Here is a 26,937-nt window from a genome sequence, read left to right as displayed (position 1 = left end):
GCTTCAGTTCCTGGTTGCGCCAGAGGCCGGCTGCTTGGCGGCACCGGCGGCATTGCCGCCGGTGGCGGTCGCCGAGGCGGAGCTCTGCTCGCGGTCCTTGATCTCGCCGGTCGTTTCGTCGATCGTCACTTCGACCGCTGTCGCGTCGCCTCCGGCGCGCACCAGCTGCAGGCCCTCGACGATGACGCGGTCGCCGTCGCCGACGCCGGAATCCACCAGCCAATTGTTGCCGACGCTGTTGCGCACGCCGAGCACACGCTGCTCGACCTTGCCCTCGGCATTGACGACCATGGCCGTCGCCTGGCCCTTGGGGTCGCGGGTGACGCCGCGCTGCGGCACCAGGAAGCTGTTTTGGGCGACGCCTTCCTCGACGATGGCGCGCACATACATGCCGGGCAAGAGCAGCCGGTCGGGATTGGGGAACTGGGCTCTGAGCGCGAAGGTGCCGGTCGACTGGTCGACATTGGCGCCGGCGAATTCCAGCTTGCCGTTCTGCGCGTAGATGGTGCCGTTGTCGAGCTTCAGCTTGACGCTGACATTGGTCCCGCTGAATTTCAGCCGGCCTTCGTTGATCGCCTGGCGCAGATTGAGCAGGTTGGTGCTGGACTGCGTGACGTCGACATTGATCGGATCGAGCGAGCGAATGGTGGTCAGCACCGTTTCCTGGTTGGCGATGACCAATGCTCCCGGCGTCAATGTCGATTTGTCGATACGGCCGGCGATCGGCGCGGTGATCGAAGTGCGATCGAGGCTGATCTTGGCGGTTTCGACGCTGGCCTTGGCGGCTGCGACGTCGGCCTGCGCCTGCGCCAGCGTCGCGGCGGCATCATCGTAATCCTGCTTCGAGACGACGTTCTGCTTCAGCAGCCCGGCATAGCGGTCGAACTTGGCCTGGGCGGTGGGCACCGCGGCTTCAGCCTTCTGCTGCGTCGCGACGGCGCTGTCATAGGCGGCCTGATAGCTCGCCGGCTCGATGAGGTAGAGCGGCTGCCCCGCCACCACCTCGGCGCCTTCCTGGAACAGCCGCTGCCGGACGATACCGTCGACCTGCGGGCGCACCTCGGCGATGAGCGAGGCAGCCGTCCGGCCCGGCAGCTCGGCGGTGATCGCGACCGATTGCGGATGCAGGGTGACGACGCCGACCTCGGGCCGCCCAGCACCCCCCATGCCGGCCGGCACCTGGCTCTTTTCCTGGGAGCACGCAGCAAGAACAAGGGCGGCGCATAGCATTCCGGCCCAGGGCGACAGCCGGCGCGACCTCGCCGGCGAAAGAGAACGATTAGGCTGGATATGCATTGGCTGAATCTTTCGCTGGAATTGCGGTCCTCGCCTTTTCGGCTGCGCCGGGCGCTTCGACCAGCAGCTTGCCGAGGTGACGGGCGAGGAAACGCTGGAGGTCGTCCATGAAGGTGTAGACCACCGGCACATACACGAGACTGAGCACGGTCGAGGAGATGAGCCCGCCGATGACGGCGATCGCCATCGGCGCCCGGCTCTCCGCGTCGGCGCCGATGCCGAGCGCGATCGGCAGCATGCCGGCGCCCATGGCGATCGATGTCATGACGATGGGCCGGGCCCGCTTGCGGGCGGCGTCGAGCAGTGCCTCGAAGCGGCTCATGCCATGCTCCTTCTCGGCGATCAGAGCATATTCGACGAGCAGGATCGAGTTCTTGGCCGCGATGCCCATCAGCATCAGTATGCCGATCAACGGCGAGATCCCAAGCGCCTTGCCGGTAATGAGCAGGAAGCCAAGCGCGCCGCCGACCGACAGCGGCAGCGCGACCAGGATGGTGACCGGCTGCATAAAGCTGCGGAAGAGCAGCACCAGCGTCAGGTACACCAGGATGATGCCGGCGCCGATCGCGGTCGCGAAGCCGGAAAACAGCTCCCGCATGCGTTGGACATCGCCGCGCGCCAGCTCATGCACGCCCTGCGGCAGGCTTTTCATCGCGGGCAGGGCGCGGATGGCTTCGGCCGCCTGACCGAGCGTCAGGCCGGAAAGATCCGCCTCGACCGTGGCGCTGCGGCTTCTGTCGACACGCGTGATGCTGTTCGGGCCGGCGTTGAAGCCGATATCGGCGACGGCGCCAAGCGGCACCGTGCCCATGTTGCCGATCAGCGGCAGCATGGCGAGCTTTGCCGGATCATCGATGGCACCGTCGGGCAAGGTGACGACGATCGACACCTGGCGGTCGCCGAGATTGTATTTCGCCAGGCTGGTGTCGGTGTCGCCGATGGTGGCGATCTTCACCGTCGCGGCGATCTCGGTCGGCGTGACGCCAAGCTCGGCCGCCTTGGCGCTGTCGGGCCGCACGATCAGCTCAGGCTTGGTGGTGGCCACGGTCGAGGTCGGATTGATTAGCCCGCGAACCGATTTCATGCCGTCGATCAGCGCGTTGCTCGCCCTCTCGAGGGCCGCGCCATCGTCGCCGACCAGCGTGATCGACACCTTGGCGCCGGCGAAGCCGTCGGCGCCGAACTGGATGCGGGCGCCGGGAATGCCGTTTAGCTTCGGCGAGGCCTCGGCCTCGAATTGCTGCTGGCTCATCGTCCGCTCGGCGTGCGGCTTCAGGTTGACCGTGACGGTCGCCGTCCGCACGTCGGCCGAGCTCGAGCTTTGGTTGGGTCCGCCGCCCGAAGACGCAGCCGTGCCAATGGTGGCAAACACGCTGTCGACTGCCGGCTCCTTCTGCAGCCGTCTGGTGATGTCCTGCACCACCGCCGTGGTCTGCTCGATGGTCGAACCGGGCTGCAGCTCGACCGAGATCATCGAGCGGCCGCGGTCGGCCGCCGCCATGAACTCTGTCGGCAGCCGGGTCGCCAGCAGCATCGAACCGGCGAAGAAGGCAATCCCGGCCAGCAATGTGATCCAGCGGTAATGGAGCGCCTTGCGCAGCAGCCACAGATAGGTCGGCACCCAGGCAGGCAAATCATCCTCGTCATGGCCGCCGGCGCGCACCAGACAGGCGCCCATCAGCGGGGTGAGCATGCGCGCCACCAAGAGCGAGAACAGCACCGAAACGCAGACGGCGACTGCGAACGAGAAGAAGAACTTGCCGGGAATGCCGGGCATGAAGGCGACGGGCAGGAACACGGCGACGATGGTCGCGGTGGTCGCCACAACGGCGAGGCCAATCTCGTCCGCCGCTTCGATTGCCGCCTGGTAGGCGCTGACGCCGGTCTGGCGCATGTGGCGCACGATGTTCTCGATCTCGACGATGGCATCGTCGACAAGGATGCCGACGACCAGCGACAGCGCCAGCAAGGTGATGTTGTTGAGCGAGATGTCGAAGGCCGCCATCACCGCGAAGGTCGGGATCAGCGACAGCGGCATCGCCACAGCCGAGACCAGCGTTGCCCTGATATCGCGCAGGAACAGCCAGACCACGCCAATGGCGAGCAGGGCGCCGAGCCACAAGGCTTCGAAGGCGGCGTCGTAGCTTTCCTGGACAAAGCCGGACGAGGAGGTGACTTCCGTGAATTTTGCCGCCGTGGTCTTGGCGCCCATGTCGGCGATCGCGGCTCGGGCGGCCTTGACGACGTCGATCTCGCTCGAGCCGACCGATCTGTAGACATTGAAGGCGACGACCTGTCGGCCGTCGAGATAGGCCGCCTGGCGCGGCTTTTCCCAGCTGTCGACGACGGTACCGAGGTCGGAGAGCTTGACGTTGCCGGCGCCGCTCAGCGCGATGCGGGTGTCGGCTAGCGCCTCGATGGTCGTGGCGCTGGCGAGCGTGCGCACCGACTGCTCCTGGCCACCGATATTGGCGCGGCCGCCCGGCTGGTTGACGTTGTTGGAGGCCAGCGTCTGGCTGACATCGCCGGCGCTGGTGCCCAGCGCCGCAAGCCGGTCGGGATCGAGCTCGACGCGGATGACGCGGTCGACGCCGCCGGAACGGGTGATCTTGGAGACGCCGTCGACGCCGAGCAGGACCTTGGCGACGTCGTTGTCGATGTACCAGCTCAGCGCGTCGGGCGACATGGTCGGCGCCTCGACGACGAAGGTCAGCACCGAATTGCCCGCGGCGTTGACCTTCGCCACGACCGGCGTCTGGGCCGCGGCCGGCAGGCTGGACTGCACGCCGGAGACGGCGTTGCGGACATCGTTGGTCGCGGTCTCGGGATCCGTGCCGAGGGTGAATTCGACCGTGGTGACGGACGAGCCCTCGCTGATCGAGGTCGAGACGTCGTCGACGCCTTCAAGGGTCGCGACCGCGTTCTCGATGACGCGCGCCACCTGGACTTCCATTTCGCTCGGCGCCGCTCCCGGCTGCGCCACGGTGACCGTGACGGTCGGCAGGTCGATATCGGGCATGTTGTTGGTGCGCAGCTGCATGAAGCCGTAGACGCCGGCAACGCTGAGCGACAGGAATAGCACGATGGTCGGAACCGGATTGCGGATCGACCAGGAGGAGATGGCGTTCATTGCGCCGGCTCCGCCGTGCTCGCGGCATCGGCCGCCTTCGTCTCGTCGGCGGCGACACGCACGAGGTTGCCGTCGTTGAGAAAGCCGGCCCCGGCAACAACGACGTGGTCGCCTTCCGACAAGCCGCTTTCGATGGCGACGCGGCCGTTCTGGCGCGTGCCCGTGACGACTGGACGCTCGGTGACCTTGCCGTCATCGCCGACGACGAACACAGCCGGTTTGCCGGCATGCCAGACCAAGGCCGTTTCGGCGACGGTCAGCTGCCGGGACGCAGCCGTCTCGATCGTGACGCGGGCGAACATGCCGGGCTTAAGGCCCGAGCCTTCGCCGACGGCGACATAGACGGTGGCGAGCCGGGTGGTCGCGTTGACTGTCTCGGCTACCTGGGAAACGCTGCCGGAAAAGGCGCGGCCGGATGCATCGACGATGTTCGCCGGCTGACCGGCCGAGATTGCCGTCAGGACCTTTTCAGGGACAAGCACGCCGACCTCCAGCCTGCCGTCGCGGACGATCTTCATCAGCTCGGTACCGGCCTGGACGATGGAGCCTGTCACAGCCGGCTTGCTGGAGACGATGCCGTCGAACGGGGCACGGATCGTCGTCCTATCGAGTTGGGCCTGCAGCCGTTCGGTGGCGGCTGCCGCCTGATCGACCCCGGCCTTGCCGGTCTTGACGGCGGTCGCCTTGTCCTCGGCGGTTTCAGCGCTGACGGCGTTGCTGGCGAGCAGCTTGTTGGCGCGGGCCGCGGCCGACAGCGCGGAATCGAGGGTTGCCTGAGCTTGCGCGACAGCTGCCTTCTGCTCGGCGAGCTGCGCCTTGAGGAGCAAGTCGTCCAACCGCGCGACGACATCGCCGGCCTTCACATGATCGCCCTCGGCCACCAGAACCTCGGTCAGGCGCAGGCCGCTCTCTTCCGCGCCGATCGTCGCTTCCTGCCAAGCAGCCACCGTGCCGGTCGCGCTGACCGAGGATGTCACCGTCTGAGGGACCACCTTCTCCACCGAAACCGCGAGTGTCGCCGTCGGCGCGGGCGTCTGTGCCACCGGTTCGGGCGAGGCGCGGCCATAGGCTTTGAGCGCGGCGGCAGCGGCCACCACGACAAGCAGAGCCAGCAGAAGAAGATGTCGTTTACGCAATTTGTCGGTCTTCGTTTTCGATATCGGGCGAGGCAATGGGGAGCGACAGCCGATATGCCGCGAACTTTAATCGGATCGCGTCCCCGGCCGGGATCGGCGCTGTCGCCGGCTGCGCGGCGCGCCGGCCGACCGGCAAGCCCGGAGCGACCGACACGATCAGGCGCAGCATCATCAGCGCTTCCCACACGGTGCTCTCCTCGCCTCGCGCAGCCAGCGGCGGTGCGAGGCATCTGAAGTTGCAAGAAGAAAACCGGCCGGCCCTTGAACGGGTGGGTCAGGGGGCCGGCCGGCGCAGCCGGTCAGAATTGCTCTCCACTCCGGGGTAGCGGTGGAGGGAGCTGTCCGCCGCGATCAGGCAGACCCCCGGGACCGGCTGCATCCGGCGGATTGCCCCATGGACCGGGGGGTGGCCATGAGGCCGATCCGCCGAAGCGAGGATTTCGAGCTGTTCGGGCGTCAGCTTGGCGCGCAGCACGGCAATCGCGTCCTTAAGCTTCGCTGCCGAAGCCGCGCGCTTGGTGACCTCGTCGGCCAGCCGCTCCTGGAAGGCGAAGGGATCGCGTTGCGCCTGGTCGGGGCGGCCGGGAGCGCCCGCTCCGCCTGTTTCAGGATCGCCAGGAGCGCCTGGGCCGTGGTCGAAGCGTGGCGGCGCCAGCACCGCCTGCAGCGCACTGGTGTAGTCGCGCCAGGCATCGAGTTGCTCGGACCGGATGCCGATGCGGGTCTCGAGGGCCGAGAGCCGTGCGGCAAGCATTTCCGGAGGCGGCGGCCCCATGCGGCGAAAGCCGAAGCCTTCCGGCCCTTGCGGCTCTTGCCACATCGGCCCATGCGGGCGGGGCCAGGGCATCGGCCCCGGGCCCGTGTCGTCCTGCTGATTGATGGCCGGCGGCTCGTCGCCCGGTGCGGCGCCGGGATCGGGCTGAGCGGCCAGCACGGGATGGATGGCCGCGGCCGAGAAGAGGCCGAGCGCCAAGAGTTTGGTTCGCATGACGTGATCCTTTGCTACATGCTTCGGATGGCTGGAGGATAGGAGGTGTCTTTTGCCGCTTTGCTTCGGCGTATTGCCGAAGGTTTCCGAAAAAGGGAGATTTGTTTCCGAATGTTTCCGGCGGCCTTGCAGAAACGTTCCGTTGCAATTTTCCGTGCCGCTTGGCGGCGTCGCTCCCTATAATCAGGGACGAAAAGGCAAGCGGGCGAAGAATGCAGGCACAATCCCATATCCTCGTCGTGGACGACGACCGCGAGATCAGGACGCTGCTCGGGCGCTATCTCGACGGCCAAGGGTTTCGCGTTTCGGTAGCGGCGGACCGGCGCGAATGCGAGCAGAAGCTTGGCTCCGGCCAGTTCGATCTCATCGTGCTCGACGTCATGCTGCCTGACGGCTCCGGTCTCGACATCTGCCGGAGCCTGCGGGACCGCAAACCGCATATCCCGGTCATCCTGCTGACCGCGCTGAAGGAGGATGTCGACCGCATCATTGGGCTGGAGCTCGGCGCCGACGATTATCTCGGCAAGCCGTTCAATCCGCGCGAGCTTACGGCCCGCATCCGCGCCGTGCTCAGGCGTTCGGCGCCGGACGAAGCCGCCCCGCCCAAGGTTCGTGTCTATCATTTCGCCGGTTACCGGCTGGAGCCGGACACGCGAAAGTTGGTGGATGCCGACGGCGCGCTGATCGACCTTACCGGCGCGGAGTTCGACCTGCTTCAGGTCTTTCTCGACCGGCCGGGGCGGCTTTTGTCGCGCGACCAGCTGCTCGACCTGACGCAAGGGCGCGAGCGCGAGCCGCTCGACCGTTCCGTCGATGTGCTGATGAGCCGGCTGCGGCGGAAGTTCGCCGAGGCGGGCGAGGAGGCCTTGTTCAAGACGGTGCGCAATGGCGGCTATCAACTGACCGCGCGCGTCGAGACGGCGGAGACCGAAGCGTGACTTCGCTGCGCCGGCGGCTGATCATCCTTCTCGTCGTTTCGATCCTCGGCGTGGTCGGGCTCGCTACCTTCGTCGCCGTCAAGGTGCTCGGTGGGCCGTCGCCGGAGCTGACCATGGGTCCGCTGGCGCACCAGATACAGTACATGGTGCAGCTGGTTCCCGGCCATGTGCCGGACAGCGGCGATGCGCCGGTGACGATCAGCGATCGTCCGGCGCCGGGTTTCGAGGACCGCAAGCACACGCGGGTGCTGAACGACATGCTGCGCCAGAACGGCCTCGATGTTTCGGCGGTCGTCAGCCGCAATGCCGGGCAACCTGGGATGGTCGCCTCGGTCGCGCTGCCCGATCATCGCTTTATGATCGTCAATGTCCCCGACTTGGGCCCGCCGCGCGATGTCTGGTATGTTTTCGCCGGCTGGATGGCGCTGATCGTGCTCGGCGCGACGCCGGTGTCGATCTATTTCACCGGCGTGCTGGTGCGGCCGCTCGAAATGCTCGAAGCCGCCGTCAGCAAGATCGGCTCGGACGGGGTGCTGGCGACCTTGCCGGAAAAAGGCCCGGTCGAGGTGAGGGCCACCGCCCATGCGCTCAACGAACTGTCGGCAAGATTGAGAACGGCGATGGAAAGCCGCATGCGGCTGGTGGCCGCCGCCGGCCACGATCTCAGGACCCCAATGACCAGGATGCGGCTCCGCGCCGAGTTCCTCGAAGAGGACCGCGAGAAGTGGCTGAGCGACCTCGACGAGCTTGACCGCATCGCCGACAGCGCCATCCGCCTGGTGCGCGAGGAGGTCAACCAGGACGCGGTTGAGCCGGTGGCCCTGGACACGCTGGTTCGCGATATCGAAGTCGAGATGGTCTCGCTCGGTCATGCAGTGACGATCGAGCATCTCGACCATGTGTCGGTCAAAGCCGGCGCGCTTGGCTTGCGCCGGGCGCTGCGCAACCTGATTGTCAACGCCGCCACGCATGGCAAGAACTGCACGGTCTCGCTATCCGGGCAAGGCAACCGAGCGGTTCTCACCATCGCCGACCGCGGCCCCGGCATTCCGCCGGACCTCTTGAACAAAGCCTTCGAGCCGTTCTTCCGGGTCGACCCGGCGCGCATGCAGTTCATTCCCGGCGCCGGGCTGGGGCTGGCGATCGCCAAGGAGATCATCGAGCGTTATGGCGGATCGATAAGGCTTGAGAACAGGCAGGGGGGTGGGCTGGTGCAGACAATCATCTTTTCCCGGGAGTAGAACACGAGCCAACGATACCATCGGCTCCCTCGATAAACATATGATGTCACGTCATCCCGGGCTCGATCTGTCGACAGGGAAAAGGCGCGACTTACGCGCCACGTTCCAGCCAGGTCTCGCGCGCGCCGGCGGTGGCAGAGCTGGCGCGCCTATCTGTGCAAGAACGTGGGGCTCTGCTCGTCTCGGAAGTGAAGTCTTCGCTGAAGCCGCAATTTGCCCGCAGTATTTCTCCGCCCATGCGTCCTTTCCAGACATTTTGTGTAGTAATGGACAGTCGTATCGCGAGAAGAAGGCGAAGGTCTTTGAAACGCTCTCCTATTTCGACTGCGTCAACTTCGCCCGGCAGTGCAAGGCAGCGGCGCTGTTTTCGGTGGCCCTGATGGACGAAGTCTGCCCGCCCTCTACCGTTTATGGCGCGTTCAATGCCTACGATGGCGAAAAGACCATCGTAGAGTACGAATTCAACAACCATGAAGGCGGGCAGGGCTATCAGGAGCGCGAACAGATGGCGTGGGTGAGCGGGCTGTTCGGTGTCGGCTGACGCGAGCGGCCCAGCACTAGGCGTTTCACCTTCGCAGCGCGTCTCAGCTCGGCCGCGCAATCTAAGCTCCAACGGGCTATCAACCGCCCCTGTTGCTCTACGCACTTCCATTCTGCAGCAGCACCCCGGCATACGCTTCGAGGGCCTGCCCAACCTAGCCGCTCAACGATGCTGAAGCAGCTTTAACAGCCGCCTTGGCCGAGCCCGCGTGGGTTTGGATGGCATCGGCTCCCCTGCTCGGTGTCAGCTTACTCAGTCCTCTGCCCGAGGACCGGACAGGCAGCAAGCGGGCCCCATTCCAGCCATTCGTGATGGTAGCCAAGGAGGCGATGGCTGGTCGGTGGTGTTTGGCCAAAGGAGAGAATCGTGGCAGGCTAAGCTCCCAGTTTTGGAGTGTGCGGCGCATAGATTCGGTCCTGCTAGCGGGATCTTCCCGCGGCGAATGGGGTGGCGGACCGAGCGTCTTTCGATCTTAGACCTATAACGTTGAAAATATTGAGCTTTTTTGTTTATTTTGTTACGCAGTTTGTTACACGACCGGCGCGACAGGTCACGGTTTCTATGAGCTCGCTGCTCCGAGGCCGTCCACCCATTTTGGGGGACATCGGAGAGTCACGCGCGCAAGGAATGTCAGCTTTGCGCCCTAAAGTCGGCCATTCAGCCAGCCCATGCCTCCCCTCTCGAAGCTGACATTGATAGCGCCCTGCCGTTGAACGCACCGACAGCTAGCTGACGACACCAGTGGGGGCGGTGGGTGGCATTGAAGGCTCTACCTGAGTGTCGCCAGCAGGTGTTCGGCAGCCTTAACATCCGCCGTATTCAGGCCCTCCACAAAATGCGCCGCAACCGGTTGCAAGAGCTCGCGAGCGCTATTGATCTCCCCGCGCCCTGCCATCAGCGCCGTCATGTCGATTGCGGTTCGCAACTCCCATGCCCGCGCGTGCTGACTGCGGCTCAACTCCAGCGCTTGCATGAGGTATGCGGCAGCTTCGTCGCGGCTGCGTTGCGACTGAAGAAGGAGGCTTCCCTTCATCCGCAGCAACTCCGGGAGGTACAATTGGTCGCCGTTCTTTTCGACGAGGTCAAGCGACTCGTCGATCAGCGCACTTGCTTCATCGACCTGACCGATTGAAGACAATCCCCTGACCAGCGAGAGGTTGAGCGGAGTCGTGAGCAATTCGTAAGGTGCGGCGTGCAGGTTCTGAATAGAAGTCTGCAGGCCCTCGACACCGCCTTTTGCATCGCCTTGACGGATCGCGACTTCGCTTTTGAATCCCCGACCGACCAGTAAGTAAGGAGTCATGGAATGGGATTCCGCGCGGGCGATGAGCATGTCGATGTAGGCCTCGGCGCTCTTCAGGTCGCCCGTCCACAGGAAGACCGATATCGCCCAGATCAACGCGATCGCCAGCGTTAAAGAGTGATCCATGGCGGCAGCCTCTTCGACGGCCTGCCGGGCATGTGCCGTGGCTTGATCCGGATGGCCTTGCAACCAAAGGTTCCTCGCCAGAATCGCCCTGGCCAGGATTTTGCCTTCGAAGCCCAGATAGATCGTCGTGGTCCGCTGAGAACGCGGCCCACGGTCGAGCGCCGCCTCCAGCTCTGCGCGCGCCTCCGCGAGGTCACCTCGCAAGTGGAGCGAGATACCCAGGATCGAGTGTGCAAGCGCGATCGCGACCGAATCCTCCAGACCGGCGGCTGTGGCTGAACAACGTCTTGCAAATTCGAGGGCGGTTACGAAATTGCCCGTCCGCAGATGGAACATGTTAAGCGGACCCAACAGACGCACTCGATCCAGCGGATCGCCGCGCTGCTCGGCAATCGCCAGACTTCTCTCCAGGGCTGCGCGCGCCCTGTGGCGTCCTCCTCGCATGAACATGAAAGACACGCCCAGGGCTGCCTGGAGATGCATCTCGTCAAGTCCGCCAAGAGCTGCATTGTCGAAAGCCAATATCGCGCGTTCGGACCAGCGGTGACATTCCGGCAACAATGACATCGCCAGAAAAACCGGCGCGGCAGCGGTGACCAGTCCGATGCCGATGTCGGCGTTTCCGCGGTCGCTGAAGCACCACAGCAGGGCAGCCCGGACATTGTCGATGGCGGCGAAATGAGGAGCCCGTTCCTCACCGGTTGCCAGTCTCGGCCACTCCATTCCTGTCTGGCCCAGCCATCTTCGAAAGTACGCAGCGTGGCGCACCGCCAGATCGGCAGCCTCGGCGTCATCGATCCGGATATCGAGAACGTAGGCGCGCGTGGTATCGAGCAGCCGGTAGCGCATCATCGCTCCGACCGGACGCGTCGCTACCATCGATTTGGCGACGAGACTGTCCATGGCGCCTAGGACGGTCGATCGATCGAGGGTCGCGCTCGTCACCACCTCCAATGCCGCATCGAGCGTGAAATGACCGACGAATACAGCGAGCCTACGCAACACCACGCGCTCAAGGTCGGACAGGAGTCCAAAGCTCCAGTCCAGCGTCGCCTGCAGAGTTTGCTGACGCGGCGGCGCGATCCGCGAACCGAGCCACAGCAGTGTCAAGCGTTGATCAAGAAGCGCGGCGGTCTGTTGCAGGCCATAGGATTCGACGCGCCTGGCCGCTAGTTCGATGGAGAGCGCCACTCCGTCGAGCTTTCGACAGATGCTTGCGATGAGCAGGGCTTCCGCATCGCTGACGTCCAAACGAGCGCCGCCTGCCACCGCTCGTTCGACGAACAGTTGGGTGGCCGGGAAGGTTTGGACAATGGCCGCCGTTAGTCCAGGTTCGTCGGGCGGATAGGCAAGCGCATCCAATCGATAGATATGCTCGCCCTCGACCCGAAGCGCCTCGCGGCTCGTCGCCAGAATGTGGACCTGCGACGCCGCATCGACGATGCTTGCTGCCAAAGGCGCCACCGCATCCAAGAGATGCTCACAGGTATCGAGGATCAAGAGAATCCGCTTGTTGCGCAAGTAAGCGATCAGGTTGGGCGTGGCATCTTCTGTTTGAACGGTTAGCCCAAGCATCGAGGCGACGGCTGTCGTCACCAGACCGGGATCACCGATCATTCCCAGATCGACGAACAGCACTGCCCCATAAAATGCGTCGATCAGATGATGCCCGACTGCGATCGCGACGGTGGTTTTGCCGACACCGCCGGCGCCAACGATGGTGACGAACCGCGAAGCGTTCAGTTGCGCCGACAGCTTGAGAACATCCTCATCCCGCCCGACCATTCTGCTCAAGCGGTTTGGAAGATTCGCATGCCGAAACCCTGCGGCGATGAATGGGGCTTCGTCGTGTGGGCTGCTTGATCGCGAAACCGGTGCAACGAAGCAATAGCCGCGCCCCGGAAGTGTCGCGATGTAACGCGCGCCATCCTTTCCATCGCCCAACGCCTTGCGCAGTCCGGTCATGTGGAACCGCAGGCTGCCTTCCTCGACAACCACATCGGGCCAGACCCGCGACATCAGATCCTTCTTGCTGACGACTTCATTCGGCGCGGAAGTCAGAACGATGAGAATTTCAAGGGCGCGCGAGCCAAGCTCTACGGGAGCGCCTTCTCTTGTCAGGAGCCTTTCACCCGCAGCCAAACAGAAAGGGCCGAACGACAATCCGTCTTTGGCCTGACTTGCCGTTATCGTCATGGCGTCTCTTCTTTTGGGAGCCGCCTGCACCCAGCGTCTCAGCTTAGGTCAAGGAGCGCTCCCGCACCATAGGGAGTCCCACTGTCTGGCGCCTCCTATCTGCTCAAAAAAGCGGCAGGCGGGCAGCGACTAACAAGGGCTCACGACGCATAACGGGCTAATCCCATCTCCCGGGGGTACGTCAAGGAGGCAGATCGCATCCATCAACCCCAGGAGAGTCCCATGAACACAACCAGAACCTCCGAACCAATCGACCAGGATCGCCGGCGACTTTTGGGCACTGCCGCGGTCGGCATCGCCGCCGCAGGCGCCGCGAGCCTGCTCCCGTCACAAAAGGCCGCCGCATCAACCAGCGATGGCATTCGTCCCTTCACCGTTAGCTTCCCGCAGGAAGAGCTCACCGAGCTTCGCCGGCGCATCATCGCTACGCGCTGGCCCGAGCGCGAGCTCGTATCCGACGAGGCCTCACGGCGGATCTGGTCGACCCCGGCGACGGCAGGGCCAACGCAGGGTGTGCAACTCGCCACGATGCAGAAGCTCATGCAGTACTGGGGAACAGAATATGATTGGAGCAAACGCGAGGCGCAGTTGAAGGCGCTGCCGAATTTCGTCACCGAGATCGACGGCCTCGATATCCACTTCATCCACGTGAAATCCAAGCATAAGGGCGCCCTGCCTGTCATCATCACGCATGGCTGGCCCGGTTCGGTCATCGAACTCCTGAAGATCATCGATCCGTTCACCAACCCCACTGCGCACGGCGGTACCGAGGGCGACGCGTTCGACGTGGTGATCCCGTCGATGCCGGGCTACGGCTTTTCCGGCAAGCCCACCGAAACCGGTTGGGATCCACCGCGCATCGCGCGGGCGTGGATCGTGCTGATGAAGCGCCTCGGCTACGACCGGTACGTCGCGCAGGGCGGCGATTGGGGAGCACTTATCACCGAACAGATGGCTCTGATCGCACCTCCCGAACTGATAGCCATCCACACGAACATGCCGGGGACCATTCCGCCCGAGATCGTGAAGGCGCTTGCCTCTGGCGGCCCGCCCCCTGCCGATCTCGGCCCCGACGAGAAGCGCGCCTACGAGCAGGTCGCGTTTTTTTATAAGAACGGCCTGGGCTACGCCAACGAAATGGCGCTTCGTCCGCAAACGCTCTACGGGATCGTCGATTCACCGGCCGGCCTGGCGGCGTGGATCCTCGATCACGATGCGGATAGCTATGCGCTGATCGCCCGCTCCTTCGACGGAGAGCCGGAGGGCCTTACCCGCGACGACATCCTCGACAACATCACGTTCTACTGGCTGACGAACACGGCGATCTCGTCGGCACGTCTCTATTGGGAACACACGCAAACTGCGAAGGCCGGCTTCTTCGACGCCAAGGGCATCACAATTCCTGTCGGCGCTACTGCGAACCCCAGTGAAATCTATACAGCGCCGAAGAGCTGGACTGAACGCGCGTTCCCGAAGCTTCTGCATTACGGCCGTACAAACAGGGGCTGCCATTTCGCGGCCTGGGAACAGCCGAAGATCTTCACCGATGAGGTGCGTGCAACATTCAAGACGTTGCTGACCTGACGTGTTGGCGGGGGATCGCGCGCCGGACGCGGGTCATCTTCCGCCTTGCTATAGCTGCGTAGCGAACCTCGAAGGGAGCGATTGCAATGAACCCCCTCATCAATACGCTTGCCGCAGTTGCGGCCCAGAGCACGGTCGTTCCCATCGAAAACGAGCCAGCGCCCAAGCTGATCGTGGAGCCGCCGCTTCCAGGTCCAATGGCCGGCGGCGTCGTGTTCATCCCGTACCGGGTGGAGAATTTGCGCATCCTGCCTGTGGGTGGGTCGGCGGCACGTAACGTGTCTCCGCGTGTTGGGCATCTTCACGTCACCGTCGACGACCTGCCTTGGGCGTGGGCGGATTACGGTCAGAACAACACCATCATCTTGGTGGGCATGCCCGGCGGCCAGCACCAGGTCTTGATCGAGGTGGTGGACCCCGAAGGCAATGTCTTCACCAAACAAACAATGACGTTCCACACTCCGGACAAGAAGGTGCAACCATGAGGCTCCACCAACTGGCGGCTCGCTCGCGTTCGGACTTTGCGCCCTCTCTGTCCCCGCCTTCGCAAATTCGGTCGAGGATCACTCGATCCAGGCGTTCAAAGTTCAGGTGCCGCGAGCGGAGCTCGAAGATTCTTCGCGGTGGCTTGGCAGAAACCGGTGACCCGACCGGGAGATCGTCAATGACCAGTCGCGGGGCATTCAGCTCGCGAGGATTAGGCTAACCGTCAATCGGAGGGCACAAAGAAGCATCCCCATCAGACTAACGCAGGAGGCAGACATGACGATTGCCACTACCCGCAGCAACACCGTAGTCGAGACGCAAAAACCGCGATCCCACGACATGAAGCTTGAGGTCGTAGTCATTCCAGTTTCTGATGTCGACCGCGCCAAGCTGTTCTATACAGGCTTGGGTTGGCGGCTGGACGCCGACCTCATAGGCGACGAATTTCATATCGTCCAGTTTACGCCTCCTGGCTCCAACTGTTCGGTTGTCTTCGGCTCAGGCGTTGCACCGGGCCCTTATGCTCGTATCGAGCTCGACATTCTCGAAACCGCTGGTGAACTCGTCGTGTCGGACATCGAGGCAGCACGCGCAGAACTCGCCGATCGCGGGCTCGACGTAAGCGAAGTGTACCATTATGCCGGCGATAAAGGGCGCGTCAGCGGGCCCGATCCGGAAAGACGCAGCTACTCCTCGTGGGCTGCCTTCAGCGATCCGGCGGGAAACAACTGGCTCTTGCAGGAGGTCACTGCGCGAGCGCCAGGGCGCGTCGACGCCGACGGGGCCACATTTGTCTCGTCGGCCGAGCTCGCCACCGCGCTTCGGCGTGCATCTGTGGCTCATGGCGAGCACGAGCAGCGGACAGGCGGCCAGCGTGATGAGAACTGGCCGGACTGGTACGCCGAGTACATTGTGGCGGAGCAGGCTGGCAACGAGCTTCCGCTCTGAAGGGTTGGGCGCGCAGTGCGCATTCGAACCGTTCGCGCGACAACATCGATCGAACTAAAAGGCGTCATTGATGAAAGCAACCAAGCTGCTGGTCGCCGTGGCGCTCGTAATGGCAATCGGGGCTCCGATTGCCGGTTTTCTAAGGGGCACGAATGTGGCGCAGTCCATAACCTCCATACCGTTGCGGGTTCCGTTTCTTAACGAACTGTCTACCTACCGGCTTGAGGAAAAATCGGAGCTTGCTTCGCTCGAAGTGGCGCACGAGTGGATAAATTCACCGCCGCTGTCGGCGTCGGTTTTGCATGGCAAGGTCGTCCTCATCAATTTCTGGACTTACACCTGCATCAACTGGCTGCGCACGCTTCCCTACGTTCAGGCCTGGGACGAGAAATACCGGAAGCATGGTTTGGTGGTGATCGGAATCCACGCGCCGGAGTTCTCATTCGAGAAAGACCCGAACAACGTGCACCGGGCGGCGAAAGACCTGCGGATCGATTATCCGATCGCCGTCGACAACGACCATCTCTTATGGCGGGCCTTCAGCAACCAGTATTGGCCGGCACTCTATTTCATCGATTCGCGGGGACGTGTCCGGTATCATCATTTTGGCGAGGGTTCATACCAACAATCGGAAATGGTCATCCAGGAATTGCTGACTGAGGCTGGCGCTGGTGGATTCGATCGTGAGCCTGTGTCGGTAGATGCCCGCGGCATCGAAGCGGCGGCCGATTGGGAGACCCTCAAGTCTCCGGAAAACTATTCCGGATATGAACGCACCCAGAATTTTGTGTCCAGTGGCGAGCTAGTCTTGGACGAGCCTCATGCCTACGAATTGCCGGCGCGATTACGCCTGAATGAGTGGGGGTTGTCTGGCGATTGGACCGTAAGGAAAGAGAACGTCGTACTGAACATGTCCGACGGCCGCATCGTCTACCGTTTCCACGCACGCGACCTTCATCTGGTCATGGGTCCGGCATCGCCGGGAACGTCCGTGAGATTTCGCGTGCTGATCGACGGACAGCCACCAGGCACGGCTTACGGCATCGACGTCAATGAAAAGGGCGAAGGGGCAGTGACTGAGCAGCGCCTGTACCAGCTTGTTCGACAATCGAAACCCATCGTCGATCGCCAGTTCGAGATCGAGTTTCTCGACTCGGGCGTGGAGGTCTTTGCCTTCACGTTTGGCTGATCGTCCGGACAACGACAGAGGTTCTCAAATGCATTCGCTCAATATCCCGGATGAGATCGACCAAGAACGCCGACGGTTCTTTGGCGCCACCGCGATGGCTTTCGCCGCCACCCAGTTCGGCCTGATGGGCCCGGCACAAGCGCAACAGGCGACGGGAGAGCCCGTGGCGGCGTCCTTCGGGCCCTTGAAGCAGATCGACGCCGGCGTGCTGAGCGTCGGCTATGCCGAGCTTGGACCCGCCGACGGCCCACCCGTCATCCTGCTGCATGGCTGGCCCTATGACATCCACACCTATGCCAATGTCGCGCCTCCGCTGGCGGCGAAAGGCCACCGCGTGATCGTGCCGTACCTGCGCGGATACGGGCCAACGCGTTTCCTGTCGCACGATTCGATGCGCAACGGCCAGCAGTCGGCGATCGCCGCCGACATCGTCGCCCTGATGGACGCGCTGGGCATCGAAAAGGCGACGATTGGCGGCTGCGACTGGGGCGCCCGCACCGCGAACATCATTGCCGCGCTATGGCCTGAACGCTGCAAGGCGATGGTCTCGGTGAGCGGCTACCTCATCGGCAACCAGCAAGCCGGCAAGCTGCCGCTGCCACCCAAGGACGAGTTGCAATGGTGGTATCAATATTACTTCGCCACTGATCGCGGCCGCGCTGGCTACGAGAAATACACACGAGATTTCGCCAGGCTGATCTGGCAACTCGCGTCCCCCCAGTGGAACTTCGACGATGCCACGTTCGAGCGCAGCGCCGCGGCCTTGGACAATCCCGATCACGTGGCCATTGTGGTCCATAACTATCGCTGGCGGCTCGGCCTAGCCGCCGGCGAGCAGCAATACGACGCGTTTGAGCAGAGACTCGCGCAGGCACCGTTCATCGGCGTGCCGACGGTCACGCTCGAGGGCGACGCCAATGGGGCGCCGCATCCGAACGCCAGCGCATACGCTAAGATGTTCTCAGGGAAATACGCGCATCGGGTTGTCACCGGAGGCATCGGGCACAACCTACCCCAGGAAGCGCCGCAGGCCTTCGTTGATGCCGTTGTCGAGGTCGACGCCCGATCGAGTTCGCGGTAGCCGCCCCCGGCGGTTACCGCTGCCAGCAAAAGAATGCCCATGAGCCGCATCGCGAGGGTTGTCTACACGGCCAGGACCTCAACTATGGGCGGCCGCGAAAATGGCGCCTCGCGCAGCTCCGACGGCCTTCTGGACATCTGGCTTTCGGCGCCCGGATCGGCGCGCATAGGCACCAATCCGGAGCAGTTGCTCGCGGCCGGCTGGTCGGCCAGCTTCGCAAGCGCAATCGCATCAGCGGCCCACGATCGAAAAATCGCGCTGCCTGCAGGGGTGAGCATAGAGGCCGAGGTGAATCTGAACTGCGGAGAAAACGGCCACTTTCTCAGCATCCAACTGGATATTGCGGTGCCGGATCTGGAGCGTGATGTCGTACAAACTCTGGTGGATGAAGCGCACGAAACTTGTCCTTACTCCAAAGCGACACGGGGCAACATCGATGTCATAGCGAGGATCGTCTGATCTGACCTAAGTCGCCCGTCGACGTTGATGCTTTTGGCACCTCGCTCCCGGTCTGTTCTGGGTCAGGTTATGATCATGCCCACGTCGACGCGAATGTCCGAAAGCTGCAAGTCCGCTTCCGGCCCCAAACAGGACGATGACCACCTCGACGTTGAGCGACGCCATGGCGGACCAAGCGGATTCCTGACAGTTTGTTACACAGATTGGGGACGCTTCGACCTTGAAGCGCTTCTGTGACCAGCTAAGTGATTGAAATCATTGATTTATTAGGAAAGCTTATGGCGGAGAGAGCGTCTTTCGATTCTCGCTTTATGTCATTGAAAACATTACTATTTTCTCTTCTCTTGTTACGCAGTTTGTTACACGGCTGCCAAAATTAAAAGGCGGGCCAAGCAGAGTTGAAGTTGGGCGATCGGCGACTTAAGAGCGTCAGCATTCTCAAGGGCCGCTCTGATTAAAGTTAAGTCTCCAAACGAGCTCAATCACGAATGACGGCTAAGCGCCTCTAGATTGTCATTCACGCCCCGCCTGGATCGCACCAAAAGCCGCCACCAGTTCAGGCGTACGGTTCACCTCGCGCCCTCAGAGCATCTGCATCCGCCGCTAGGCTTTGAGATCAATAGAGCACGGTGGATGGGCAATGACGCTGTGCGCCATACACATATTCAATGCTGGCAATACACGTCGCGGCGTGCAATTAACCAAGCGATCAAATGCCGTGCCGGGAGGGGATTGTGCGGGTACTCTGCTATTCGATGACGGCGCCACGCGCTGATCAGGCACGCGCTAGCTGCTGATTGCGTCCGTTATGGACATAATGCTGGATAGGGTCGTTTATCTTGGCCCGCGCATGCGCAATGGTTCACCGCGCGTCCGAGCCGCTACCGCCGGTCGAGGGGGGTGCGCGTCGTGCTGAGCCCTGCGGACATCATTGCAGGCGCACGCATCGCCGCACATCCGGGCGTTTATGTGCTCGGATTCTACGACACGCGCATCACCTTCTATTCGCAGCAGGTCCGCGCGCTCGAATTGGCCCATGCGCTGTGGCACGAGCACCTGCTGCCGGGAAATGCCCGCGTCGCGGTGATCGGCGGTGGCGCCGCTGGCATCACCTTAGCCGCTGGCCTGGCCCTGCAAGGTGGGACCGACGTCCACCTGTTCGAAAAGGCGGAGCGCCTGCTACCGCTGCAAGGCGATACGCAACGGCGCCGTCTCGATCCGCACATTTATGATTGGCCCAATCCCGATGCCGATCACGAACTCGCAGAGCTCCCGTTGCTCGACTGGCGCTCGGCACCCGCCAAAGACGTCCGGGACGCGGTGCTGCGGGAGTTTGGAGAAGTCCGATCGGCGACCGAGGGCCGGCTCACGGTGCGCGAACGACACCAGATCACTGCAATCACCCCCCAAGCCGGCCGCTTTATGGTGACTTTCGAGCGCGAGGCCGTTGCCGGCGGCCGCGAAGCGGCGAGCCAGGAGTTCGATATCGTCGTGCTCGCAGTCGGCTTCGGAATCGAGAATCGCTTCGCGCTCCAAGGGACCGAAACGCCGAGCTATTGGCACGATGCAGGCGTGCCAGGGGCGGAGATCGCGGGTAACGCGCGACCTACCTTTCTCGTAAGCGGCAATGGCGATGGCGGCTTGATCGACCTGATTGCGGCCGCCAGCGCCACCTTTCGGCACAACGACATAGTTCGTGGCATCGCTCAACGTCCGGGCGTGCAGGCCCTTCGCGGCACGTTGTTGGCAACCGACACCGACGCGCTCGCCGCCGAAGCGGCCGGACAAGGATTTGATTTTATCACGGCCTACGATAACGCCATTGGTGCCCAGGTCGAAACCCTTGGCTTAGTCGACCAAATGCAGGGACAATTGCGCCACGGCGTTCAACTCATCCTACAGACGCGTGAGCCGGAGCTACTGTCGATCAGGACCGCGCGCCTGAATCGTCTCGCGGTCTATCTGCTGGTCAAGGCTTGCAGACGGCCAGGGGCAGAGTCCTTTACGCACATTGTCTGTGACGACGTCCAACAGATTGCATCCGAGCCCGGCGACGCGGAAGGGTCGCGACGCTTCGCGTGCGGCGGCACGATCGTCGTCGCCGATTGGGTGATCGCCCGGCGCGGCCCCGGGCGCGATACCATTCGGCATCCCTTCGCAGACCTACTCGCCGGGTATGAAGCCGAGCATGCTGCATGGGTGCACACTTTCCCAATCGACAGTATCGCACCCAAACTCCATCCCGCGACTTTTGCTCATTTCAAGCGGCTTGCTGGGCAGGCGAAACTGCCGCCACCGCGGTATCATCTCGATGCGCTGCTCGCCGCGATGCCGCGCAGCACCAAGCTGTGGCTAATCGGAGGCGATGCCCGGTGGAGTGGGGATATTGCGCTCGCGGACGTCGCCACGCTTTGGTCCGATGACACGTCACCGCTTGAGCTCACGGTTATCGACGCGCCCGACCAACTGGGCACCCGCCTCGCATATGCGGTCGCGCGTCTGGCTATCCACGCTTTGCGCGTCGACCTGCTCCTGAACGTGGCGCGTTGGCGCCCCTTCCTCGCCGCGCTGTCGAGCGAATCGCCCAGCGCGGGTGGGCTGCGGCTGCCGCCACTCAAAGCGCTGAGTGGCAATCCTTCGATCCTTAATCCGGTTACAATGGGGCCTGACGACCTCGCAGCGACAATCAACCGACGACTCGATCACTGGCTGCTCGACGCTGTCGATCACCACCTCACTCGCTATGTAGGACAGGGCGAGGATCCGGGACACGCGGTATCGTTCGTGGCAGCCGCTGATCTTCGCCAGCAAATGCAGCCGATCTGGCAAAGCTGGGTCGAGCACTTTCGCGCGGAGCCAACTCTGCTGGCGCGCTTCCTCGGGCTTGCCGTATGCGCGAAAGACGATGCGGCTATCGCCGGTGAGGCCTCGGTGCTGGCCGGGCGGCGGCTGCTGTCGCCGGTGATCCGAGCCTGCGCGGTTGCCCTGGCCGTCGCGACCGCCTGGCAGGTCACAGCGCCACGCGGCGCTCCTCCGGGCAATCTCGGACGGCAAGCAAATGGGACTGAGCGCACCGGCCACACCTGCGCGGCAGCCTTGATCGACAGCGAGGAAATGGCGCTGGTTGCGCTGCGCCACGCTTGGACGACGGAATTCGTCCTGTTGCCGATGCAGTCGGTCCCAGCGGCATTTATCGCGGGCGCCAACAGCTCGCTAAGCAAGACCGACGATGGCATACTCCTTCTCGGCCAGCCAAGCGCGGATGCAAAGCTGATGCTGACGGTCGATGCGCAATTTCGCGCGGCAGCCCAAACCAGCGCGGCAGCGCTGACTACATTGCTGCTCGGCATCGAGGAGGATCATTTTGCCCGGTTGAAAGTTGCAATCGAAACCGCAGGAGCCCCAGCATAATGAGCGAGACCCCGTCAGCCTCGCCTGCACAAATTGCCCTCGAAACGGGTGAGCGGCTGCTCATTCGCCGTGCGTCTGAACTTGGCCTGTCAATTGGATCCAAGCCCAACTATGCCGGCCGAACCTTTGCCGGCGGGAGTGACACGCCATCGGCGCGGCTCGAACCGAGCGACCTGCCAAACCATGTTCGGGGACTGCAGATCGGCCGCTACGCCGTGTTGTTGACCCTACTGCCCGAAGCTCCCAACGAGGAGGGCATGAGCGACCTCGTGCGCCGCGTTCGCAATCAATGCGTCGTGGCCCGCTCCTACCTAAGCGCGCCATCGGCGCTCGACCTGCATGCCATTCTGCTTGGCCCGCGCGGCAGCGAAGGCATCGACCGATGGCGCGCCCTGGCGCTCATCGCCGAACGCGACGAACGCGTAGCCCGCAAGCTCGTGTGGTTGCGCCCGCTCGACGCGAACGCCGACGAGGATAGCTTCGCCGACTTCGTCAAGCGCAGCTTCCTCGCCCGACCATGGATCACCGACGAGATCTTTTCGATGGCACCCCTCGACAATGTAAATCGCGCGACAGCGTTCGGCGATGTCCCTCGCGACACGGCCGGCGAGTGGATCCGCCTGGCGAGCGGGTCCGACATCGATCCCGATCGCCTGGTGGAGCAATTGGTGGCCTCTTGGCAGCGGCGGAGCGCACGATGAGCTACACCTTCCTTCGCCAGGTCCATCTTCATAACTTCAGGACGTTTGGCACGTTCACGCTGCCAGTGGCGCCGGGTCCGGGGCTCACATTGCTCGTCGGGACCAATGGACTTGGCAAGAGCAACTTTTTCGACGGTATCGAATGGTGCCTGACAGGAAGAATTCGGCGCTTCCAGGATTATGTCGGCCGCTTCAAGGAGAGCGATTACCTTACACGGCGCGATGCGAATCCGGGTACGCACCGGGTAAGCTTGACCTTTTCGGAGGGCGAGCCTTTGACGCGCGCGTTGCGCGAGAAACCCGCTGCGGCCGCGTTGTTTGGCTTACTCAAGAGTCCCCAGTGGACCGAGATTAAGGACATCGCCGCCTACCTCGGCTTCACCCATTTTCTTGGACAAGCCTCACAGCAACGCTTCACCAGTCGTGACCATACCGACCAATGGCAGGCGCTCAAGGGACCGAGTGGCATCGACCGGTTAGAATCGATCCGGACCGCCTTGCGTGGCCGGAGCACCATGCTTGCTTTTCGGCGGCGCGCCGAGCGCGAACAGGCGGCGGTCGATATCGCGGCACGGGCGCTGGAGGAATGGCAGGGACATGTCGCAAGGCTGACCGAGCTCCGCACCCGTGGCTCGGCGGCCGGTGCTGTGTCAGAGGCGACGCTCGATGGACGCCTTGCGATTGTCGAACGCGCGATACAGGCGAGCGATCACCAGGCCGAAGGCTTTGCCGAGCGGCTGTCGAAGGTCCGCCTAGCGATTGCGACAGAACAACGCCAGGTCGCGCAGGACCGCGCCGCGCTCGACGGCTTGCACGGTATTCTCGCGCGCTTCAGCGAGGCATCCGCACTGACGGATAACGACGGCGCGCGCGCAGCGGCCACCAATGAAGCCGTCGCAGCAGCGACCAGCCAGCTAAGCGCAGCGATGCTTGCAGCGAGCGCGGCAGAACAGGCTGCAGCCGAGCAGTCGCAGGCCGTCGCCCGCGCCGAATCCGACCGTGGCGAGCGGATCCGCGTACGAGCTGCGATCGCCGAATTTGCGATACTCGATGCCGAGCGACAGACCGCCCAGGCGTCCGAGGCGGCGCTCCAAGCCGAGCGCGACGCTTGCCGCCAGGACGTAGCCACAGCGCAGGGTGACCTTGCCCGCGCGCATGAGGCACAAGCGACGCTCAGCCAGTTGGACAACGAGCAGGCAACGCTCCAGCTCTGGTCCTCGCGTGTCACAGCGTTGCAGGCACAGGATATGGCCGCGCGCAATGGGCGCTCTGCGGCCACAGCAGCCGGTGCGGCTGCAGATCGCGCGCGCGGTCAGTTGCCGGGACTTGAGCGCGCCGCCCAAGAAGCGCGCAACGCCGAAGGCGCGGCCGAGGCCAAGCTTGCGGCACGGCGGCGCGACGCGTCTCTGATCGCCGAACTCTTGTCCGGCCTTGCCGCACATATCGGGCACGACGATACCAATTGCCCGGTCTGCACGAGCAAGTTTCTGCCGGGCGAACTCCAGACGCGCGCACACAATGCGCTCGCCGCCCAGGATGTCGAACTTGCCGACGATGTGCGCGAGCTTGACGCGCTGCGCGATCGCGCGACGGCGGCGAGCCAGGTGCTGGCGCAGGCGCAAGCCGCGATCTTCGCGGCGGCGACTGCGACCAGCGCTGCCGAGGCAGCCGAGGCAGCCGCTGCGGGCGAACGTCGTGGTATTGCCGAAGGCCTAGGTGTGAGCGCCGATAGCGACTTCGTGTCGCTGATTGCAGACCGACTGGCCCAAGCGGCCCGAATTCGCGCGGCGCATATCCGTGATCTGGGCGGTAGCCCCGCCGATGTAAGCACCGCGCAAGCGCGCGTTGATGCACTGACCGCAACACTGGCGTCGCTCGACGAGCGTCTGGCGGCCGCGACGCAGCGACGCGCGCGGTGCGAGACAGCGTTGCGTGCAATTGAGGACAGCCTTGCCATCTACGCCCGGCCGTGGAGCGTCGAGGCCGCTGACGCCGCCGTTGACACGCAGAGCGAGCTACTCGATGCGGCGCGCGCGACCTTGGAGGATTTGACTGTAAAGCGTGCTGTCGCCGGCAATGCCGAAACGGCGGCACGCGAGCGGCTGACCGCTGCCGAGGCTGAGCGCGACCGTATCGCTGCGGGAATTCGCGACGCCGAGGGCGCCCGGTCGGCGGCGATCACCGCCTGGCAGCAGGCAAAGATGGGCGGCGAGCCCGCGGCGCAGGCAATCGATACTCGGGAAGCCGCGCTTGGCGATCGGGCCTTGGCCCTTGCCGCGCATTTCGAGGAAGCTAATGCACTGTCACGTGGCTATGAAGCCTGGCTGGCCCAGGGCGAGCTGCATGCTTTGCGCGCTCTGATGAACGACCAAGGCGGACAAGGGGCCGCAGACAATCCCGTCTTCCGGGAACAGGAATTACAGCAGCAGCTGCAGGCGGCACGTGGGGCGCTGCAGCTCACAGCTGCCACCCGTGATGCGGTGGTGGCCTATGGCGAACAGCTTAAGGCAGAGGCAGAGAGCTTCTCGACCCAGTTTTTGTTGCCGCTCAACGATCTGATAGATGCGTTCAATCGTGCACTGCTAAGCACCCCTGGTGAGACCGTCCAGTTTAATGCCCAACATACCGTCGAGCGCACGGCACTCGCGATGCAACTCCGCTATGCAGATCCGATCGAGAATGCCCAATACAAGACCACTTTGCCACCGCAGCTTGTATTGAGCGAGGGACAAATGGCTGCGAACGGCTTCAGCATTCTCTGCGCAGCGAGCACTGCCTATCGCTGGTCGCGGTGGCGCGCGTTGCTGCTTGACGACCCGCTACAGCACAATGACATTATCCACGCAGCTGCCTTTGTCGACGTGATGCGCAATCTTGTCGAGCTTAAAGGCTACCAGCTGCTGATGTCGAGCCATAAGCGCGACGAAGGCGAATTCATCGCGCGCAAGTTCGATGCCGCCGGGCTACCCTGCACTGTCGTTGAGCTGGTCGGGGCGTCGAAGGACGGCGTCCGGGTCGAGCCGCCGCGGCACAATCCGGCGGCGCGTCGCCTTCTGGCCGAGCCCGAGGCCAAGCTAGCGTAACACTGCGGACGTTTCGCGGATCACTCCTCAAACATGTGCGGTCGGGGGTTGCCGTTCGGCGCAGACGGCTACCAACCAAGGCCGAATGAACGCAATGTCCGCCTTGGCGGTCGACCACTTCGAAGCAAACCGACAGGTAGCGGCCCCGAACCTAGACATCGAGGGTCCGGCCGGTAAGAGCGCCCGCTATACTTGGTCGTCAAAGCCGCGTTCGCCGATCTCCTGAAGCACATGCTGAATGCTCTCCGGATTGAGACGCGGGCAAACAGGTAGGTACGAAGCGCCCGCTTGCGCAAAAGCAAATCTGGGCCAATTCGCTTCTACCTTGATCGCGAGAGACGTACTCGAGATCGAGCCCTGTTCGATCTGGCGATCGACAGCAAGCTTTGCGGCTGCGACTTAGTCAAGATCAGGATTCGCGACGTGGTCGCCGGTCCCGAGATCAGGACCCGCGCGATCGTCGTGCAGCAAGACGGGGCGGCCGGTCCAGTTCGAGATTACCAGCGATGTGCGAACGAGTCTGCTGGCTTGGCTGGAGCGGCGACGCGGCACCGTTGAGGATTATGTCTTTCCGAGCCGGATCGATTACGCGCGCCACATGAGCACCAGGCAGTATGCTCGGTTAGTTGACGAGTGGGTGACCGCGATCGGCCTGCGCAAAGAAGAGTACGGCACTCATTCGCTCCGCCGCACGAAGGCGTCGATGATCGATAAGGCAACCGGCAACATCCGAGCCATCCAGATATTGCTCGGTCACTCTAAGATCGAGAATACGGTCCGATACCTTGGTGTCGATGTGGAGGACGCACTGCTGCTGGCGGAGCGGACGGAAATCTGACATCGAGCGGCCGTCTACGCTGCAGGGATGGCCGCTTACGCAAGTGCAATGGCTGGGCTGCGGTTTCCGTCTTGGGGTGGAAAGCGGTTGGGACGGCTCTTAAGCTAAGCATCCGAATCGAGGAGAACGGTGAGAATCAACGCCTAGCTGGCATTCCTAATCTCCACAGCCTTGACTGGCTCTATGCGGAGGCTTGAGGACATTCCCATATCTGTCCCGCAATTCGAGGAAGATAAATTTCATATCTGTAGCTAACCGGCCG

General features: G+C 63.3%; 18 protein-coding genes and 1 pseudogene. 13 read left to right on the top strand and 6 right to left on the bottom strand.

Annotated elements, in window-relative coordinates; genetic code table 11:
- Positions 1-3: 3 nt before the first annotated feature.
- The 5 genes from RFN30_RS08260 to RFN30_RS08240 form a co-directional block, all read right to left on the bottom strand.
- Entirely contained in the window at positions 4-1,296 is a 1,293-nt protein-coding gene (locus tag RFN30_RS08260; protein ID WP_320261610.1) for an efflux RND transporter periplasmic adaptor subunit, read from the bottom strand.
- Complete coding sequence (locus tag RFN30_RS08255) at positions 1,280-4,426, bottom strand: efflux RND transporter permease subunit (RefSeq protein WP_320261609.1); 3,147 nt, start codon at positions 4,424-4,426, stop codon at positions 1,280-1,282. The genes RFN30_RS08260 and RFN30_RS08255 overlap by 17 nt, the downstream gene beginning before the upstream one ends.
- Positions 4,423-5,562, bottom strand: coding sequence for an efflux RND transporter periplasmic adaptor subunit (locus RFN30_RS08250; protein ID WP_320261608.1), 1,140 nt, complete (start codon positions 5,560-5,562; stop codon positions 4,423-4,425). Before RFN30_RS08250 ends, RFN30_RS08255 begins: the two co-directional genes overlap by 4 nt.
- On the bottom strand, positions 5,555-5,749 hold the full coding sequence (locus RFN30_RS08245) for a hypothetical protein (RefSeq protein WP_320261607.1): 195 nt from the start codon (positions 5,747-5,749) through the stop codon (positions 5,555-5,557). The genes RFN30_RS08250 and RFN30_RS08245 overlap by 8 nt, the downstream gene beginning before the upstream one ends.
- An 87-nt stretch (positions 5,750-5,836) precedes the next feature.
- Positions 5,837-6,550, bottom strand: coding sequence for a hypothetical protein (locus tag RFN30_RS08240; RefSeq protein ID WP_320261606.1), 714 nt, complete (start codon positions 6,548-6,550; stop codon positions 5,837-5,839).
- Between the two features lie 212 nt (positions 6,551-6,762).
- Here RFN30_RS08240 and RFN30_RS08235 point away from each other — a divergent pair, with 212 nt between their 5' ends.
- The 3 genes from RFN30_RS08235 to RFN30_RS08225 are packed head-to-tail and all read left to right on the top strand — an operon-like array spanning position 6,763 to position 9,270.
- Complete coding sequence (locus RFN30_RS08235) at positions 6,763-7,488, top strand: response regulator (protein WP_287098643.1); 726 nt, start codon at positions 6,763-6,765, stop codon at positions 7,486-7,488.
- Entirely contained in the window at positions 7,485-8,729 is a 1,245-nt protein-coding gene (locus RFN30_RS08230; RefSeq protein WP_320261605.1) for an ATP-binding protein, read from the top strand. Before RFN30_RS08235 ends, RFN30_RS08230 begins: the two co-directional genes overlap by 4 nt.
- 40 nt (positions 8,730-8,769) lie before the next feature.
- Entirely contained in the window at positions 8,770-9,270 is a 501-nt protein-coding gene (locus tag RFN30_RS08225) for an acetylxylan esterase (protein ID WP_320261604.1), read from the top strand.
- Positions 9,271-10,039: 769 nt separating this feature from the next.
- Here the strand turns inward: RFN30_RS08225 and RFN30_RS08220 are convergent.
- Positions 10,040-12,895, bottom strand: a complete 2,856-nt coding sequence (locus tag RFN30_RS08220) for an ATP-binding protein (RefSeq protein WP_320261603.1) — start codon at positions 12,893-12,895, stop codon at positions 10,040-10,042.
- A gap of 222 nt (positions 12,896-13,117) precedes the next feature.
- Here RFN30_RS08220 and RFN30_RS08215 point away from each other — a divergent pair, with 222 nt between their 5' ends.
- The 10 genes and pseudogenes from RFN30_RS08215 to RFN30_RS08170 all read left to right on the top strand — a co-directional run bounded on the left by RFN30_RS08215 (position 13,118) and on the right by RFN30_RS08170 (position 26,675).
- A complete protein-coding gene (locus tag RFN30_RS08215) occupies positions 13,118-14,479 on the top strand; it encodes an epoxide hydrolase family protein (RefSeq protein ID WP_320261602.1) in 1,362 nt (453 codons plus the stop codon).
- An 86-nt stretch (positions 14,480-14,565) separates the two neighbouring features.
- Positions 14,566-14,964 (top strand): DUF6130 family protein, encoded by a 399-nt coding sequence (locus RFN30_RS08210; RefSeq protein WP_320261601.1) that lies wholly within the window; start codon positions 14,566-14,568, stop codon positions 14,962-14,964.
- A gap of 277 nt (positions 14,965-15,241) precedes the next feature.
- On the top strand, positions 15,242-15,913 hold the full coding sequence (locus tag RFN30_RS08205; RefSeq protein WP_320261600.1) for a VOC family protein: 672 nt from the start codon (positions 15,242-15,244) through the stop codon (positions 15,911-15,913).
- Between the two features lie 70 nt (positions 15,914-15,983).
- On the top strand, positions 15,984-17,102 hold the full coding sequence (locus RFN30_RS08200) for a redoxin domain-containing protein (protein WP_320261599.1): 1,119 nt from the start codon (positions 15,984-15,986) through the stop codon (positions 17,100-17,102).
- A 43-nt stretch (positions 17,103-17,145) separates the two neighbouring features.
- Positions 17,146-18,183 carry an alpha/beta fold hydrolase gene (locus tag RFN30_RS08195; RefSeq protein WP_320262065.1) on the top strand — a complete coding sequence of 346 codons (1,038 nt, stop codon included), beginning with the start codon at positions 17,146-17,148 and terminating at the stop codon, positions 18,181-18,183.
- Positions 18,184-18,222: 39 nt separating this feature from the next.
- Positions 18,223-18,642 (top strand): Ohr family peroxiredoxin, encoded by a 420-nt coding sequence (locus tag RFN30_RS08190; RefSeq protein ID WP_320261598.1) that lies wholly within the window; start codon positions 18,223-18,225, stop codon positions 18,640-18,642.
- 900 nt (positions 18,643-19,542) lie between these two features.
- Complete coding sequence (locus RFN30_RS08185) at positions 19,543-22,053, top strand: ABC-three component system protein (protein ID WP_320261597.1); 2,511 nt, start codon at positions 19,543-19,545, stop codon at positions 22,051-22,053.
- Positions 22,053-22,754 (top strand): ABC-three component system middle component 1, encoded by a 702-nt coding sequence (locus RFN30_RS08180; RefSeq protein ID WP_320261596.1) that lies wholly within the window; start codon positions 22,053-22,055, stop codon positions 22,752-22,754. The genes RFN30_RS08185 and RFN30_RS08180 overlap by 1 nt, the downstream gene beginning before the upstream one ends.
- Complete coding sequence (locus tag RFN30_RS08175) at positions 22,751-25,837, top strand: AAA family ATPase (protein ID WP_320261595.1); 3,087 nt, start codon at positions 22,751-22,753, stop codon at positions 25,835-25,837. Before RFN30_RS08180 ends, RFN30_RS08175 begins: the two co-directional genes overlap by 4 nt.
- A gap of 302 nt (positions 25,838-26,139) precedes the next feature.
- Positions 26,140-26,675, top strand: a pseudogene (locus tag RFN30_RS08170) (tyrosine-type recombinase/integrase).
- Positions 26,676-26,937 lie beyond the last annotated feature (262 nt).

The organism is Mesorhizobium dulcispinae (genome assembly GCF_033977345.1).
GTDB lineage: Bacteria > Pseudomonadota > Alphaproteobacteria > Rhizobiales > Rhizobiaceae > Mesorhizobium > Mesorhizobium dulcispinae.
Note: the sequence above shows the minus strand (reverse complement) of the source record. Positions and strands in the feature narration are given on the sequence as shown.

Coding starts and splice junctions, on each gene's coding strand:
- RFN30_RS08240 (WP_320261606.1), bottom strand. CDS start 6,550: ATGCGAACCAAACTCTTGGCGCTCGGCCTCTTCTCGGCCGCGGCCATC.
- RFN30_RS08175 (WP_320261595.1), top strand. CDS start 22,751: ATGAGCTACACCTTCCTTCGCCAGGTCCATCTTCATAACTTCAGGACG.
- RFN30_RS08200 (WP_320261599.1), top strand. CDS start 15,984: ATGAAAGCAACCAAGCTGCTGGTCGCCGTGGCGCTCGTAATGGCAATC.
- RFN30_RS08225 (WP_320261604.1), top strand. CDS start 8,770: ATGATGTCACGTCATCCCGGGCTCGATCTGTCGACAGGGAAAAGGCGC.
- RFN30_RS08220 (WP_320261603.1), bottom strand. CDS start 12,895: ATGACGATAACGGCAAGTCAGGCCAAAGACGGATTGTCGTTCGGCCCT.
- RFN30_RS08255 (WP_320261609.1), bottom strand. CDS start 4,426: ATGAACGCCATCTCCTCCTGGTCGATCCGCAATCCGGTTCCGACCATC.
- RFN30_RS08235 (WP_287098643.1), top strand. CDS start 6,763: ATGCAGGCACAATCCCATATCCTCGTCGTGGACGACGACCGCGAGATC.
- RFN30_RS08215 (WP_320261602.1), top strand. CDS start 13,118: ATGAACACAACCAGAACCTCCGAACCAATCGACCAGGATCGCCGGCGA.
- RFN30_RS08260 (WP_320261610.1), bottom strand. CDS start 1,296: ATGCATATCCAGCCTAATCGTTCTCTTTCGCCGGCGAGGTCGCGCCGG.
- RFN30_RS08210 (WP_320261601.1), top strand. CDS start 14,566: ATGAACCCCCTCATCAATACGCTTGCCGCAGTTGCGGCCCAGAGCACG.
- RFN30_RS08180 (WP_320261596.1), top strand. CDS start 22,053: ATGAGCGAGACCCCGTCAGCCTCGCCTGCACAAATTGCCCTCGAAACG.
- RFN30_RS08190 (WP_320261598.1), top strand. CDS start 18,223: ATGAGCCGCATCGCGAGGGTTGTCTACACGGCCAGGACCTCAACTATG.
- RFN30_RS08205 (WP_320261600.1), top strand. CDS start 15,242: ATGACGATTGCCACTACCCGCAGCAACACCGTAGTCGAGACGCAAAAA.